Annotated in this window: 10 protein-coding genes and 1 pseudogene; 7 read left to right on the forward strand and 4 right to left on the reverse strand. The window is 72.3% G+C overall.

What is annotated here, in order from left to right; all coding sequences use genetic code 11:
• Both J7F03_RS23685 and J7F03_RS23690 read right to left on the reverse strand, forming a co-directional pair.
• Positions 1–189: pseudogene (locus J7F03_RS23685) on the reverse strand (hypothetical protein); the annotation flags it as partial.
• Positions 186–1,172 (reverse strand): ADP-ribosylglycohydrolase family protein, encoded by a 987-nt coding sequence (locus J7F03_RS23690; protein ID WP_214952651.1) that lies wholly within the window; start codon positions 1,170–1,172, stop codon positions 186–188. The gene J7F03_RS23690 and the pseudogene J7F03_RS23685, both read right to left, overlap by 4 nt.
• Positions 1,173–1,440: 268 nt before the next feature.
• Here J7F03_RS23690 and J7F03_RS23695 point away from each other — a divergent pair, with 268 nt between their 5' ends.
• The 3 genes from J7F03_RS23695 (at position 1,441) to J7F03_RS23705 (ending at position 8,570) form a co-directional block, all read left to right on the forward strand.
• Entirely contained in the window at positions 1,441–2,172 is a 732-nt protein-coding gene (locus J7F03_RS23695) for a VIT1/CCC1 transporter family protein (RefSeq protein WP_214952652.1), read from the forward strand.
• Between the two features lie 376 nt (positions 2,173–2,548).
• Positions 2,549–7,117: a glutamate synthase large subunit gene (gene gltB, locus J7F03_RS23700; protein ID WP_214952701.1), complete on the forward strand. Its 4,569-nt coding sequence runs from the start codon at positions 2,549–2,551 to the stop codon at positions 7,115–7,117.
• Positions 7,110–8,570, forward strand: coding sequence for a glutamate synthase subunit beta (locus J7F03_RS23705; protein WP_214952654.1), 1,461 nt, complete (start codon positions 7,110–7,112; stop codon positions 8,568–8,570). Before gltB ends, J7F03_RS23705 begins: the two co-directional genes overlap by 8 nt.
• 220 nt (positions 8,571–8,790) lie before the next feature.
• Here J7F03_RS23705 and J7F03_RS23710 read toward each other — a convergent pair whose 3' ends face one another.
• Positions 8,791–9,570 carry a GntR family transcriptional regulator gene (locus J7F03_RS23710; protein WP_214952656.1) on the reverse strand — a complete coding sequence of 260 codons (780 nt, stop codon included), beginning with the start codon at positions 9,568–9,570 and terminating at the stop codon, positions 8,791–8,793.
• A complete protein-coding gene (locus tag J7F03_RS23715; RefSeq protein WP_214952658.1) occupies positions 9,567–10,115 on the reverse strand; it encodes a GntR family transcriptional regulator in 549 nt (182 codons plus the stop codon). The genes J7F03_RS23710 and J7F03_RS23715 overlap by 4 nt, the downstream gene beginning before the upstream one ends.
• A gap of 373 nt (positions 10,116–10,488) precedes the next feature.
• Between J7F03_RS23715 and J7F03_RS42395 the strand changes: the two genes are divergently transcribed.
• The 4 genes from J7F03_RS42395 to J7F03_RS23735 all read left to right on the forward strand — a co-directional run bounded on the left by J7F03_RS42395 (position 10,489) and on the right by J7F03_RS23735 (position 15,470).
• Positions 10,489–13,056: a molybdopterin-dependent oxidoreductase gene (locus J7F03_RS42395; RefSeq protein ID WP_214952660.1), complete on the forward strand. Its 2,568-nt coding sequence runs from the start codon at positions 10,489–10,491 to the stop codon at positions 13,054–13,056.
• Entirely contained in the window at positions 13,053–14,015 is a 963-nt protein-coding gene (locus tag J7F03_RS23725) for a xanthine dehydrogenase family protein subunit M (RefSeq protein ID WP_214952661.1), read from the forward strand. The genes J7F03_RS42395 and J7F03_RS23725 overlap by 4 nt, the downstream gene beginning before the upstream one ends.
• A gap of 145 nt (positions 14,016–14,160) precedes the next feature.
• Complete coding sequence (locus J7F03_RS23730; protein WP_308379934.1) at positions 14,161–14,385, forward strand: hypothetical protein; 225 nt, start codon at positions 14,161–14,163, stop codon at positions 14,383–14,385.
• Positions 14,382–15,470, forward strand: a complete 1,089-nt coding sequence (locus tag J7F03_RS23735) for a hypothetical protein (RefSeq protein ID WP_214952663.1) — start codon at positions 14,382–14,384, stop codon at positions 15,468–15,470. Before J7F03_RS23730 ends, J7F03_RS23735 begins: the two co-directional genes overlap by 4 nt.
• Positions 15,471–15,504: the final 34 nt, after the last annotated feature.

Genomic DNA, 15,504 nt, shown 5'->3' on the forward strand with positions numbered 1-15,504 from the left:
CGGGTCTGCGGTCGCACCCGGGTTCCGGGCCGCATCGGGCTGGTCGGGCGGGGGGCCGGCCCCGTCCGGGTGCCGGGCCGGGGCGCGGGTCGCCTCGGCCGACGGGTCTGTGGTCGGGGTCGGCTCGGGCGGGATGGGGGGCGGCGGGGCCGGGGTCGTGCGGGGGGCGTTCGTCGGGGTGAGGGTCATCGGGGGGTCTCGGCTTCCGGGGTGAGGAGGTCCGCGATGTCCAGGACGTGGTAGCCGCGCATCGACGGGAGGCAGCTGCCGCGTACCGGGCCGATCGCCGAGGACCAGGCGGCCGGGATGGCACCTGCGCCGGACATCGCTCCGGCGAGCGCGCCCGCCACCGCCGCCGTGGTGTCCGCGTCGCGGCCCATGTTGACGGCGGTCAGGACCGAGGACGGGAAGTCGCCCCCGCACGCGGCGAACGCGCCGAACGCCAGGCCCACCGCCTCCGGGGCCAGGTCCGTCCACGGGTAGCCGCCGATGACGACCGCCGAGCGCACGGCCCGTTCGCCGCGCGGCGCGGCCGTCACCGCCCGGCGCAGGGAGCGCGCCGTCCAGGAGTCCGACGGGATGACCGACAGGGCCGCCGAGACGACCGAGGCGGGGGAGCCCCCGGCCATCGCCGCCGCGACTCCCGCCGCGACCGCCTGGCCGCCGTAGATGCCCTCGCCGTCGTGGCTGACGCAGCCGTCGATGGCGACCAGCCGCGCCGCTTCCGCCGGGCGGCCCGCCGCGAAGACGCCGAAGGGGGCCGCCCGCATGGCGAGGCCGTCCGACCAGGCGTGGCGGTGCTGGGCCGAGATGGGGGCCGCCAGGCCCCGGCGCAGGTTTTCCAGGGTGCCGCGTTCCGAGAAGCCCGCGCCGCGGAACGGGCCCTCGTCCAGGTCCGCGATCCAGTGGTGCCACGCGCGTTCGACGTGCGCGACGGTGAGCGCCGATCCGTGGCGGGCCAGCAGCAGGCCCGAGAAGATCGCGTACTCGGTGTCGTCGGTGCCCGCCGGGTCGTCCGACACGAAGCCCTCGATCCGGCCCCATTTCGCCCGGATCTCCGACGGCTTCATGTTCTCCGCGGGAGCGCCCAGCGCGTCACCCACCGCGAGCCCGAGAAGAGCGCCCCGGGCCCGTTCGAGGAGGACCTGCGGATTGCATGCAATCAGCTCCATGGCGCGCCTCTCCACTTGATGGGACCCATATTGAGCCCTTGGGGGATTTGTGCCATGGCATGTGGTTTGTCGCTCGTCGCGAAACACCCCGCCCGCTCCGCCGTCACCCGGTCGCCGATCCCCAAAACCCCAGGTAAGTACGGCCTACCTTGCTGGCGGGCGCCGAAATTCGTGCGTAGTTTCGAGGTGTTCAGGGGGAGTGGGTGCCTGCGCGTCGAGCGTGGCGTACCTCTGCGTACCCACTCGTACAAAAGGGGAGACAGCCGGCATGTCCATCATCAATGTCGAAGCACCGCTTCACACCGCCCACCGCGACAACCACACCCACCGCGACGTCAACGGCGGATGGCTGCGCCCGGCGGTCTTCGGTGCGATGGACGGGCTCGTCTCCAACCTCGCGCTGATGACCGGTGTGGCCGGCGGCGCCGTCGCCCCGCACGTCATCGTGGTCACCGGCCTGGCCGGCCTCGCCGCCGGCGCCTTCTCGATGGCGGCCGGCGAATACACCTCGGTCGCCTCGCAGCGCGAGCTCGTGCTCGCGGAACTGGACATAGAGCGCCAGCAGTTGCGCAAGCACCCGATCGACGAGATGGAGGAGCTGGCCGAGCTGTACGTATCGCGCGGCGTCGAGCCGGCACTGGCCCGCGAGGTGGCCATGCAGCTCTCCCGCGACCCGGAGCAGGCGCTGGAGATCCACGCCCGCGAGGAACTCGGGATCGACCCCGACGACCTGCCGTCGCCGATGGTCGCGGCCGTGTCCTCCTTCGGCGCCTTCGCGCTGGGCGCGCTGATCCCCGTACTGCCGTACCTGCTCGGTGCCGCGACCCTGTGGCCCGCGGTGCTGCTGGCGCTGGTGGGGCTCTTCGCCTGCGGCGCGGTCGTCTCCCGGGTCACGGCCCGGTCCTGGTGGTACAGCGGTCTGCGCCAGCTCGTCCTGGGTGGCGCGGCCGCGGGTGTGACGTACATCCTGGGAACCTGGATCGGCGGAGCCGTAGGCTGACCGCGCAGGGAGTGAGACACTATGCAGTAGGCAACATAAGTAGTCAGTTACTCGGCGGTTTCGATCCTGTGTCCGCCGGGCATCAGACCCAGGGCGCCGGGCAATGAGGCCCGCCCCACACCGGGACCTTCGTCCCGTGCCCCGATCGCTGGGCACCTACGGAAGTCCCTTCTTATCTGCTTCGGGCAGTGTCCGCATGCTGGAATGACGTATCCGCTTCTCGGGATTGTCGTCATCATGTAATCTGCACGAAATTTCGCAGAGGGCCAACGTCGTCCCTCGGCTATGCACATATGCCACGACGACGACGGGAGAGCCGATGCGTTCCGCATCCACGCACTCCGCGACCGGCCTCAGCAACACCGCCTGGTCGCCCATGGACGGTCGCCCCGCCCAGCAGGGCATGTACGACCCGCGCAACGAGCACGACGCCTGCGGCGTCGGCTTTGTGGCCAACCTCACCGGCGAGGCCAGCCACACGCTGGTCGAGCAGGCGCTGACCGTATTGCGGAACCTTGAGCACCGAGGCGCCACCGGCTCCGAGCCCGACTCGGGCGACGGCGCCGGCATCCTCTCCCAGGTGCCGGACGCGTTCCTGCGCGAGGTGGCCGGTTTCGACCTTCCCGCTGCCGGCGCCTACGCCGTCGGCATCGCCTTCCTCCCCGCCGACGGCACCGCACAGGCCGTCGCCGTGAAGCAGATCGAGGCCATCGCCGCCGAGGAGAACCTCACGGTCCTCGGCTGGCGCGAGGTGCCGGTCACCCCGGACCTGCTCGGCAACGGCGCCCGCGCCACCATGCCGGCCTTCTCGCAGCTCTTCGTGACGGGGGGTACCTCCCGGACGGAGTCTGGGGGTGGGGCGAGCGGCATCGAGCTGGACCGCAAGGCCTTCGTGCTGCGCAAGCGCGCCGAGCGCGAGACCGGGGTCTACTTCCCGTCGCTCTCCGCCCGCACCATCGTCTACAAGGGCATGCTGACCACCGGCCAGCTGGAGCCCTTCTTCCCGGACCTCTCCGACCGCCGCTTCGCCTCCGCGATCGCCCTGGTCCACTCCCGGTTCTCGACGAACACCTTCCCGTCCTGGCCGCTCGCCCACCCGTACCGCTTCGTCGCGCACAACGGCGAGATCAACACGGTCAAGGGCAACCGGAACTGGATGCGGGCCCGCGAGTCCCAGCTGGCCTCCGGCCTCTTCGGCGAGGGCGCGCTGGAGCGGATCTTCCCGATCTGCACCCCGGACGCCTCCGACTCCGCCTCCTTCGACGAGGTCCTGGAGCTGCTCCACCTCGGCGGCCGCTCCCTGCCGCACAGCGTGCTGATGATGATCCCGGAGGCGTGGGAGAACCACACCTCCATGGCCCCGGCCCGCCGCGCGTTCTACAAGTACCACTCCACGCAGATGGAGCCGTGGGACGGCCCCGCCTGCGTCACCTTCACCGACGGCACCCAGGTCGGCGCGGTCCTCGACCGCAACGGCCTGCGCCCCGGCCGCTACTGGGTCACCGACGACGACTTCGTCGTGCTCTCCTCCGAGGTCGGCGTCCTGGACATCGACCCGGCCAAGGTCGTCCGCAAGGGCCGCCTGCAGCCCGGCAAGATGTTCCTCGTCGACACCGCCCAGAAGCGGATCATCGAAGACGACGAGATCAAGGACGCGCTGGCCGCCGAGCACCCGTACGCCGAATGGCTGGAGACGGGCGAGATCGAGCTCGAGGACCTCCCCGAGCGCGAGCACATCGTCCACACCCACGCCTCGGTCACCCGCCGCCAGCAGACCTTCGGCTACACCGAGGAAGAGCTGCGGATCATCCTCGCGCCGATGGCCCGTAGCGCCGGCGAGCCGCTCGGCTCCATGGGTACGGACTCCCCGATCGCGGCCCTGTCCGAGCGCCCCCGGCTGCTCTTCGACTACTTCACCCAGCTCTTCGCGCAGGTCACCAACCCGCCGCTGGACGCCATCCGCGAGGAGCTCGTCACCTCGCTGCTGTCCTCGCTCGGCCCGCAGGGCAACCTGCTGGAGCCGACCGCCGCGTCCTGCCGCAGCGTCACGCTGCCGTTCCCGGTGATCGACAACGACGAGCTCGCCAAGCTGATACACGTCAACGCCGACGGCGACATGCCGGGGATGAAGGCCGCCACCCTCTCGGGCCTGTACCGGGTCTCGGGCGGCGGCGAGGCGCTGGCCGCCCGCCTGGAGGAGATCCGCGGCGAGGTCGACGCGGCCATCGAGAACGGCGCGCACCTGATCGTCCTCTCGGACCGTCACTCCGACGCCGAGCACGCGCCGATCCCCTCGCTGCTGCTCACCTCCGCCGTGCACCACCACCTCATCGCCACCAAGCAGCGCACCCAGGTGGGTCTGCTGGTCGAGGCCGGCGACGTCCGCGAGGTCCACCACGTCGCGCTGCTCATCGGCTACGGCGCCGCCGCGGTCAACCCGTACCTCGCCATGGAGTCCGTCGAGGACCTGCTGCGCGCCGGTACCTTCCTGTCCGGCCTGGAGCCGGAGCAGGCCATCAAGAACCTGATCTACGCGCTCGGCAAGGGCGTCCTGAAGGTCATGTCCAAGATGGGCATCTCCACCGTCGCCTCCTACCGCGGCGCCCAGGTCTTCGAGGCCGTCGGCCTGAACGAGGAGTTCGTCCAGGCGTACTTCGAGGGCACCGCCACCAAGATCGGCGGCGCCGGCCTGGACGTCATCGCCCAGGAAGTGGCCGCGCGCCACGCCAAGGCGTACCCGGCCTCCGGCATCGCGGCCACGCACCGCGCGCTGGAGATCGGCGGCGAGTACCAGTGGCGCCGCGAGGGCGAGCCGCACCTGTTCGACCCGGACACGGTCTTCCGCCTCCAGCACGCCACCCGCAACCGCCGGTACGACATCTTCAAGCAGTACACCGACCGGGTGAACGAGCAGTCCGAGCGCCTGATGACGCTCCGCGGCCTCTTCGGCTTCAAGAGCGAGGACCGCCCGTCGATCTCCATCGACGAGGTCGAGTCGGTCGCCGACATCGTCAAGCGCTTCTCCACCGGCGCCATGTCGTACGGCTCCATCTCCAAGGAGGCGCACGAGACCCTCGCCATCGCCATGAACCAGTTGGGCGCCAAGTCCAACACCGGTGAGGGCGGCGAGGACCCGGACCGCCTGTACGACCCGGCGCGCCGCTCCTCCATCAAGCAGGTCGCCTCCGGCCGCTTCGGTGTCACGAGCGAGTACCTGGTCAACGCGGACGACATCCAGATCAAGATGGCGCAGGGCGCCAAGCCCGGCGAGGGCGGCCAGCTGCCCGGCCACAAGGTCTACCCGTGGGTCGCCAAGACCCGGCACTCCACCCCGGGCGTCGGCCTGATCTCCCCGCCGCCGCACCACGACATCTACTCCATCGAGGACCTGGCTCAGCTGATCCACGACCTCAAGAACGCCAACCCGGCGGCCCGCATCCACGTGAAGCTGGTCTCCGAGGTCGGCGTGGGCACGGTCGCCGCGGGTGTCTCCAAGGCCCACGCGGACGTCGTCCTCATCTCCGGCCACGACGGCGGTACGGGCGCGTCTCCTCTGACGTCCCTGAAGCACGCGGGCGGCCCCTGGGAGCTCGGCCTCGCCGAGACCCAGCAGACCCTGCTGCTCAACGGGCTGCGCGACCGCATCGTGGTCCAGACGGACGGCCAGCTCAAGACCGGCCGCGACGTCATCATCGCCGCGCTGCTCGGCGCCGAGGAGTTCGGTTTCGCGACCGCGCCGCTCGTCGTCTCCGGCTGCGTCATGATGCGCGTCTGCCACCTGGACACCTGCCCGGTCGGCATCGCCACCCAGAACCCGGTCCTGCGCGACCGCTTCTCCGGCAAGCCCGAGTTCGTCGTCAACTTCTTCGAGTTCATCGCGGAGGAGGTGCGCGAGCTCCTCGCCGAGCTGGGCTTCCGCACGATCGAGGAGGCCGTCGGCCACGCCGAGCTCCTCGACACCAGCAAGGCCGTCACGCACTGGAAGGCGCAGGGTCTCGACCTGGAGCCCCTCTTCTACGTGCCGGAGCTGCCCGAGGGCGCGGTCCGCCACGCCCTTATCGAGCAGGACCACGGCCTGGAGAAGGCCCTCGACAACGAGCTCATCGAGCTCGCCGCCGAGGCGCTGAACGCCGACTCCGCGGAGAACGCCCAGCCGGTCCGCGCCCAGGTCGCGATCCGCAACATCAACCGGACGGTCGGCACCATGCTCGGCCACGAGGTCACGAAGAAGTTCGGTGGCGCGGGCCTGCCCGACAACACCATCGACCTGACCTTCACGGGCTCCGCCGGCCAGTCCTTCGGCGCCTTCCTGCCCCGAGGCGTGACGCTGCGCCTGGAGGGCGACGCCAACGACTACGTCGGCAAGGGCCTCTCCGGCGGCCGCGTCATCGTCCGTCCGGACCGCGGCGCCGACCACCTGGCCGAGTACTCGACCATCGCGGGCAACACGATCGGCTACGGCGCCACCGGCGGCGAGCTGTTCCTGCGCGGCCGCACCGGCGAGCGCTTCTGCGTCCGCAACTCCGGCGCCCTGGTGGTCTCGGAAGGCGTGGGCGACCACGGCTGCGAGTACATGACCGGCGGCACGGCGGTCGTCCTCGGCGAGACGGGCCGCAACTTCGCGGCCGGCATGTCGGGCGGCGTCGCGTACGTCATCGACCTCGACGCGAACAACGTCAACGTCGGCAACGCCGGTGCGGTCGAAACCCCCTCCGACGCCGACAAGCAGTGGCTGCACGACGTGGTGCGCCGCCACGAGGAGGAGACCGGCTCGACCGTGGCCGCGAAGCTCCTGGCTGACTGGCCCGCCGCGGCGGCCCGCTTCAGCAAGATCATCCCGACCACCTACAAGGCAGTGCTCGCCGCCAAGGACGCCGCTGAGCTGGCCGGACTCTCGGAGTCCGAGACCACTGAGAAGATGATGGAGGCGGCGACCAATGGCTGACCCGAAGGGCTTCCTCACCACCCCGCGCGAGACCGCCTGCACCCGTCCGGTGGCCGACCGGCTCAAGGACTGGAACGAGGTCTACGTTCCGGGCTCGCTGCTCCCGATCATCAGCAAGCAGGCCGGCCGCTGCATGGACTGCGGCATCCCGTTCTGCCACAACGGGTGCCCGCTCGGAAACCTGATCCCCGAGTGGAACGACTTCGCGTACCGCGAGGACTGGACCGCCGCCTCCGAGCGCCTGCACGCGACGAACAACTTCCCGGAGTTCACCGGGCGGCTGTGCCCGGCCCCGTGCGAGTCCGCCTGCGTGCTGGGCATCAACCAGCCGGCCGTCACGATCAAGAACGTCGAAGTCTCGATCATCGACAAGGCGTGGGACAACGGCGACGTCACCCCGCAGCCGCCGGAGCGCCTGTCCGGCAAGACGGCCGCCGTCATCGGCTCCGGCCCGGCGGGTCTCGCCGCGGCCCAGCAGCTGACCCGGGCCGGGCACACCGTCGTGGTGTACGAGCGCGCCGACCGCGTCGGCGGCCTGCTGCGCTACGGCATCCCCGAGTTCAAGATGGAGAAGGTGCACATCAACCGCCGCATCGAGCAGATGCGTGCGGAGGGCACCAAGTTCCGTACCGGTGTCGAGGTCGGCCGCGACGTCACCGCCACGGACCTGCGCAAGCGGTTCGACGCGGTGGTCATCGCGGCGGGCGCGACGGTCTCCCGCGACCTCCCGGTCCCGGGGCGCGACCTCAAGGGCATCCACTTCGCGATGGAGTACCTCCCCCTCGCGAACAAGGTCCAGGAGGGCGACTTCATGGCGCCCCCCATCACGGCCGAGGGCAAGCACGTGGTCGTCATCGGCGGCGGCGACACCGGCGCGGACTGCGTGGGCACCGCCCACCGCCAGGGCGCGGCCTCGGTCACGCAGCTGGAGATCATGCCGAAGCCGGGCGAGGACCGCAACGCCAACCAGCCCTGGCCGACGTTCCCCATGCTGTACAAGGTCACCTCGGCCCACGAGGAGGGCGGCGAGCGGATCTACTCCGTCTCCACGACCCACTTCGAGGGCGACGAGGACGGCAACGTCCAGGAACTCCACCTGATCGAGGTCGCCTTCGAGGACGGCAAGCTCGTCCAGAAGCCGGGCACCGAGCGCGTCCTCCCCGCGCAGCTGGTCACCCTGGCGATGGGCTTCACCGGCACCGACCAGGAGAACGGCCTGACGGCGCAGTTCGGCCTCGCGATGGACGCCCGCGGCAACATCGAGCGCGACGCCTCCTACGCGACCAACGTCGACGGCGTCTTCGTCGCCGGCGACGCCGGCCGCGGCCAGTCGCTGATCGTCTGGGCCATCGCGGAAGGCCGCTCGGCCGCCCGCGGCGTGGACCGCTTCCTGACCGGCACCAGCGCCCTCCCGTACCCGGTCAAGCCGACGGACCGCTCGATCACCGTCTGATTCCTTACGCCGCACTCGCACCGCTCGGCCGCAGGCGGCCTCCCGGGCTTCGCCCGGCTGCGCCGGCCTCCGGCCGTCGGGTGGTGGTTGAGGCATCGCAGTACCCCCGGCTCCGGCCGGGACCCCTCATACGGTCCGTACAACGAAGTGCGGCACTCGACACAGCGCCCGCCACGTCCCCGACCAGGGGTGGCGGGCGTTGTGGCGTTTCCGGCGCGGGCTACTCGGGGGTGAACTCGTACTGGAGCTCGTACAGGTGGCCGGCCTTCACCATGACGGTGACTTCGACGGGGAGGTCGTCGGCGCCGTACACCGTACGGAGGGTCCGCAGGACGGGCAGGTCGCCGGGCAGTCGCAGGGCGGTGTACTGCTCCTGCGTCGCGACCCGGGCCGAGAGCCGGTCCACACTGCGGCGGGGCGCGAAACCGAGCTCCGTGAGCAGGGTTGGGGTGCCGCCCCGGATCCGGCGGGGCTCCGCGAGGGCGGTGCCGCGCGCGAGGTCCGGCGGGTAGTACGAGCTCACCAGCTCGGCGGGTTCGCCGTCGATGCTGATCAGCTGGCGCCTGCACACGGCCGGACTGCCCTCCGGGCGGCCGAGCGCGGCAGCGACGTCTCCGGCGACACAGACCTCCTCCACCACCAGCAGGGCGCTGTGTGCTGCGGAGGCCCCTTCGGAGGCTTCGGTGAGCCACGGGTAGGCCGCCCCGTCCGCGGCCGGGGTGAGGGAGCCGGCCGGGCGCACGGTCCGCTGACGGTTGTCCCGTACGGTCACTGCCGCGCCCGCCCGACCGATGGCCAGCCCCTCGTCTTTCAGGAGCTGCACGGCCTTCTGGATCGTGGCGTTGGAGGCGTCGAAGCGGGCCTTCAGCCGCGTGGTGGAAGGCAGTTTCGCACCCGGTGCGAGGTCCCCGCTCATGATCTCGTCACGAAGATCGGCGGCGATGCGTGCGTGGAGCGGCCGGGGGTCGAGGCCTGCGGCTTCGGAACTGGACAAGGTCATGCGACCTCGATGTCGATCTCGTACCGCAACTGCTGGCGTCCGGCGGGCATGATCATCACGTCGGCCTGGATCGGTCGGCCCGCCGAGTCGTAGGTGGTCCGTGCGAGTTGCAGGACGGGTTCGACCGGTCCGAGGCGCAGGTGTTCCCGCTCCTCAGGGCCGGGCATCCGTGCAGACACCTTCTCGACGGCCCGTGCACCGGTGTGTCCGAGCTCGGCCAGCAGAGTCACGGCACCGCCTCGGATCTTCGCCGTTCCGGCCAGAGGGGTGCCCGCGGCGATGTCGGCAGGGTAGTAGGTGTCGGTCAATTCGGTTGACTCGCCGTCGAGTTCGATGATCCGGCGGCGGGCGACAACGGTCTCCCCGGTCGCGAGGCCGAGCATCCGGGCGACTTCAGCCGGGGCGCCGAGCTCTCCGGCGTGCAGGATGCGCTGCCCGCCGCGACGGCCCGCGGACTCGGCCTCGTCGGTCCAGGCGTCCGAGGCCCCGGCGGTGCGGGGGGTCAGGTACGGCATCGACGTGCTGGTCCATCCGCTGCCGCTCACGTTGCCTCCTGCGTATCCGTCGCTCTGCCGGTCCCCACGGTAAGCGACACCGCTGCGACGTTCTGTATGGCCTTGGAAGCTCAGCGTTAAGGCGATTGGGTGTATGTCCTTGTCTCGGCAGCAGCGGTTCCCTCGGGCCCGTGCCTCGGTGCGCGCGGCTCGTCAGTTCGTAGGCGACACGTTGGTGAGTGGGGTGTGTCCGGGCAGCGGGACGACATACGGCTCTGCGTATCCGAGCTCGCCGGGCGGTGAGTCCGGGGTCGCGTCGGGTGCGTGCCGAACTGCGCGGACCGCGGGAGCGGGATATCAAGGGGGATGAAGGCGAGCGCGCGAGGTGCGGCGGTCGCCACCCCACGGCTGAGGAGTGCGTCTCGTGGAGTTTGAGGTCAATGGCGTCCCGTGTGCGGTGGACGTGGACGACGATCCGGCCGCCGTGGAGGTGGTGCGGGACCGGTTGGGGCTCACGGGCACCAAGCTGGTCTGCGCCGGCGGGGTGTGCGGGGCCTGCACGATCCAGGTCGACGGGGAGCCCAGGGTGTCGTGCCTGACGCCGGCGGCCCGGCTGGCCGGGCGGCGGGTCACGACGGTGGAGGGGCTGGCCGGTCACCCGGTCGGGCGTGCCTTCGCCGGTGAGGACGCCCTCCAGTGCGGTTACTGCACCCCCGGGTTCGTGGTCGAGGCGGCCGCGTTCTTCGCGCGGTGGCGGGCCGCGCACGGGCGGAGGCGGCCGGGGCGGGAGGAGATCGCGGAGGCGCTGGCGGGCCACCTGTGCCGCTGCGGGGCGTACGAGGGGATCTTCAGCGCGGTGGCCGCGGCCTGCGCGGGCGACTACGAGACGGATGCGGAGGAGAGGCCGGTCCCGCGCGCCGAGGCTCCGGAGAAGGTCGACGGGTCGGCCCGGTACACCACCGATCACCGGCCCGAGGGGCTGCTGGAGGGGGTGATCATCCGCTCGCCGCACGCGCACGCACACGTACGGTCCCTGGAGGCCGGAGACCTTCCGCTGGTGCCGCTGCTGCCCCCCGACGGCGTGGTGCGGTACGTCGGGCAGCCGGTGGCGGCGGTCGCGGCGCCCGACCGGGCCTCCGCGCGGGCGGCCGCCGAGCGGGTCCGGGTGGACTACGAGGTGCTGCCGGCCGCCCTCGACGTGAGCCGGGCCCGGGCCGGCGAGGGGCCGCTGGTCTACGAGGACAAGGCGGCGCGCAAGCTGGCGCCCGGGTCCGGTGAGACTCCCCAACTGGTGCCCGCCCGCTGGCGCGGGAACCGGCGGGGACCCTCCGCCATGAGCAAGCGGCCCGCCGCGGCCGTGCGCCGCATCACCGAGGCCCGGGAGCGCAGCCCCGAGCGGGTGGTCGAGGGCCTGTTCACGACCGCCGCGCAGACCCACACCCCGCTCGAACCGCACGCCTGTCTGGCCCGCTGGGACGAGGGCACCCTCCACCTGGAGGTGTCCACGCAGTCGGTCAAAGAGGTGGCCGTACTCGCGGCCGAGCGCTTCGGCGTGCCCCTCGAACGGGTGGTGGCCCGGGCCGTCCACGTCGGCGGCGGCTTCGGCTGCAAGATGGGGCTGACCTCCGACGTCGTCGCCGCGGCGGAGCTGGCCCGGCTGCACGGCGCACCGGTGCGGGTGGTGCTGGACCGGGACGAGGAACTCATCGACGGCGGGTACCGGCCCGGCACCCGGATCCGGCTGGCGATGGCCGCGGACGCCGCCGGCGAGCTGAGCGCGCTGGCCATGGACGTGGACACCGACGGCGGAGTCTCGGTGGGCGGCACCGTCGCGGCGCTGGCCCGGTTCATGTACGGCAAGGCCCCGCGCAGGCTCCGCGACTTCGACACGGTCACCCACCGGCCGCCCGGCGCTCCGTTCCGCGGCCCCGGCGGACCCACGATGTGCTGGGCCCTGGAACAGGCCGTCGACCAGATGGCCCACCGGCTCGGCGAGGATCCCGTCGCCCTGCGCCGCCGCTGGGACGGCAACCCCAAACGCCACGCGCTGTACGACCTGGCCGCGGCCCTCCCGGCCTGGTCGGGCACCCGCGGCGGCACCGGGCGGTTCCGCCGCGGCGTCGGCGTCGCGGCGGCCAACTGGCTGTACTTCCTCGACCCCGTCACCGAGGTCGAGCTCACCGTCGAGGACGGGATCGTGGTCGCCCGCTGCGCCGTGCAGGACATGGGCACGGGCTCGCGCACCGTACTGCGCCGGGCCGTCGCCGAAGGACTCGGCGTGCCCGAGGGCAGGGTGCGGGCCGAGGTCGGTCGAAGTGATGCCGTGCACGGCCCCACTTCGGGCGGCAGCCGCACCACACCGTCGATCGTGCCCGCCGCCGCGGACGCCGCCGCACGGTTGCGCGAGGCGCTCGGCGCCGGTGACGGTGACCTGGGCGCCCGGCTGGACGGGGCGAACGGCGTACGGGTCACTGGCCGGCGCACCCGCGACCGCCGGGGCTACGTGACCCCCTTCAACCTGACCACCGGTGGGGTGGCGATCGGCCGCGGTTTCACCGGATCGGTGCAGGTCGCCGAGGTCGAGGTGGACACGCGGCTCGGCCGGATCCGCCCGCTGCGCGTGTGGAGCGGTATCGCCGCGGGCCGCATCCACGAGGACCGCCTCGCCCGGAGCCAGTGCGAGGGCGCCGTCGTCCAGGGCGTCGGCTACGCACTGTTCGAGGAGCGGCGCGTCGACCCGGCCACCGGGCGGGTGCTGACCGACAACCTGGAGGACTACCGCATCCCGGGCATCGGCGACACCCCCGAGATCACCATCCACTTCCACCAGGAGGGTTTCGAACACGTCCCCGGCGGCGGTGTCGGCCTCGGCGAGATCGCCACCCTGCCCACCGCGGCATGCCTGGCCAACGCGGTCCACGACGCGACCGGCTGGCGCCCGTACGACATGCCCATCCGACCCGACCGGCTCCTGGAAGGACTGGGTACGTGAGCACCGACCCCACCCTCACCGACCTCTCGGCCGCCGTCCTGGCCCGCGGCGGGGAGCTGCGCGCCGGGGGCACCGACACCACCGCCCGACACCGCAGCGGCGTCTCCCCGGGGCCGTTCACCGACCTCGACGGCGTCGGCGGCCTGCGCGGCTGCACACCGCTGCCCGGTGGCGGGCTGCGGATCGGCGCCCTGACCACGCTCGCCGAGCTGGCCGCCGATCCGCTGGTGGGCGCCGGCTGGCCGGCCCTGGCGGTGTCGGCCGGGATCGTGGCGACCCCGCAGATCCGCGCCGTCGGCACCCTGGGCGGCAACCTGCTCCAGCGCAACCGCTGTTGGTACTACCGCAATCCACACTTCAGCTGCCTCCAGAAGGGCGGCGCCGGCTGCCCCGCGCGCGAGGGCGACCACCACTTCGGCGTGGTCAGCGGCGGCGGCCCCTGCATCACCCCGCACCCGTCGACCCTCGCGATGGCCCTGCTCACCTACGACGCCGAGGCCGAGATCCACGGGGAACCGCCGCGCACCGTGGCCGACTTGTACGGGGACGGCGACCGGCTCCACCACGCCGACCACCTGCTGCCGCCGGGCCGCGTCCTCACCGCCGTCCTGTTGCCGCCGTCCCTGCCGGGCGAACGAGCCGCCTGCCACCGGGCCACCAGTCGGGCCCATGCCGAATGGCCCTTGGTCGAGGCCACCGCCCGGCTCGCGCTGGACGGGGCCACCGTCACGCACGCTGCCGTCGCGGCGGGCGGGGTGGCGCGGGTTCCGCTGCGGCTGACGGAGGTGGAGGCTGCCCTGATCGGCCGCGAGGCCACCCCCGCGGTCCTCGCCGCGGCGGCCGCGACGGTGCTCGCCCGCTGCCGGCCGCTGCCACAGACCGCCTACAAGGCCACGCTGTTCCGCGACACCGTCCTGGAGGTCCTGGAACGGGCCGCCGCCCCGGCCGCCGCCGGTTAGCGCCGGTCCGGGCGACGACACCCTGACGACTGGTCCCGGCAGCAGGTACGGCAGGGGGGCTACCCGCGAGTATTGACTAATAGTCAATCCAGCGCCACGCTCGGGGCGAGCGAGCCGTCGTCGTCTCTGGTGTGGGAGGTCTCCCGTGCGTATCGATGAGGAACTGGGCCGGTTGAGTGGGGAGTTGGGGGGCGCTCGGCCTCCCTCGTCGTTCGCGGGGCTGGATGGCGGGGAGCTCGCCCGGCTCGCCGAGGCGCTGAGGGCCGAGCGGGCGCGGCAGGTCGACGGGCTCGGCGATGCCGCCGAGGAAGCGCTCAAGCTCGTGCCCGCCATCGCGCGCGGCGCCGTACGCAAGGTGCTGTTCCGATGAGCCGCGCCGAAGTGGAGAAGATCGCCCGGCTGGTGGGCGTGGACGCCGGGGAGCTCGGCTTCCTGCGCGGGCTGCCGGACGAGGACGTACGGGCGTTCCGCGAGCAGGTCAGCGGCGTACTGAACGACGGAGCGCCCGAGATGCTCGACCGGATCGCCGCCGCGACCAAGCTGGTCCCGGCCGGGGTGGCGGCCGCCATCTCGCAGAAGGCGCTCGGACCCCGGCTCGCGGCCGCCGTGGCCGGCCGGCTGGAGGCGGGCCGGGCCGCCGACATCATCGAGAAGCTGCCCGTCTCCTTCACCGCCGAGGCCTGCGCACACCTGGACCCCCGGAAGATCGCCGGGATCGTCGACCGGCTCGACGAAGGGCTCGTCGTCCGGATCGCCGTCACCCTCGCGGACAACCGCGACCACCTCACCATGGGCCGCTTCGTCGGCCACATGAGGGACCAGGTACTGCGCCGGATCCTGGACCAGGTGGACGACGAGGCGGTGCTGCGCGCCGGGTTCTACGTCGACCTGCCCGAGCGGCTGCCCCGCATCCTGGAGCTGATGGGCGACGACCGGCTCGGCGCGGTGGTACGGGCCGCCGCGGCCGGAGGGCTCTGGGAGGAGGCCCTCGGCATCGCCGCGATGGTCGGCGGCGACCAGCGGCTGCGGATCGCCGAGCTCACCGCCCGCCTCGACGGGGCCGAGCTCGATTCGCTCGTGAGGGTGACACACGCGGAAGGGCTGTGGGAGTCCCTGCTCCCGCTCGTCGCGCTGCTCGGTGAGCGGGACCGGCTCGCCGTGGCCCGGCTGGACTCCCTGCGCGATCCGCAGGTCCTGGCCGGAGTGGTACGGGCCGTCGTGGCGACCGCGCTGTGGGGCGAGTTCCTGCCGCTGGTCGGCGTGCTGCCCGAGGAGGCCCGCAAGGTGGTGGCCGACGCCGCCGCCGGGCTGGGCGACGCGGAGCTCGAAGGACTCGTACGGGAGGTCGGCAAGCAGGACCTGTGGGAACTGGTGCTGCCGCTCGTCGAGCTCATGGAGGAGGCGGGCAAGGAGCGCGTCTTCGCCCTGCCCGCCTTCCAGGACCAGCCGGGGTAAGAAGACTCCCGCTGGGCCGGACGGGCCAGTCGCG

It is taken from the genome of Streptomyces sp. ISL-43, assembly GCF_018614195.1.
Taxonomy (GTDB): Bacteria; Actinomycetota; Actinomycetes; order Streptomycetales; family Streptomycetaceae; genus Streptomyces.

Excerpts from the sequence above, each read along its gene's own strand:
- J7F03_RS23690 (WP_214952651.1), bottom strand. The coding sequence starts at position 1,172 with ATGGAGCTGATTGCATGCAATCCGCAGGTCCTCCTCGAACGGGCCCGG.
- J7F03_RS23695 (WP_214952652.1), top strand. The coding sequence starts at position 1,441 with ATGTCCATCATCAATGTCGAAGCACCGCTTCACACCGCCCACCGCGAC.
- gltB (WP_214952701.1), top strand. The coding sequence starts at position 2,549 with ATGGACGGTCGCCCCGCCCAGCAGGGCATGTACGACCCGCGCAACGAG.
- J7F03_RS23705 (WP_214952654.1), top strand. The coding sequence starts at position 7,110 with ATGGCTGACCCGAAGGGCTTCCTCACCACCCCGCGCGAGACCGCCTGC.
- J7F03_RS23710 (WP_214952656.1), bottom strand. The coding sequence starts at position 9,570 with ATGACCTTGTCCAGTTCCGAAGCCGCAGGCCTCGACCCCCGGCCGCTC.
- J7F03_RS23735 (WP_214952663.1), top strand. The coding sequence starts at position 14,382 with ATGAGCCGCGCCGAAGTGGAGAAGATCGCCCGGCTGGTGGGCGTGGAC.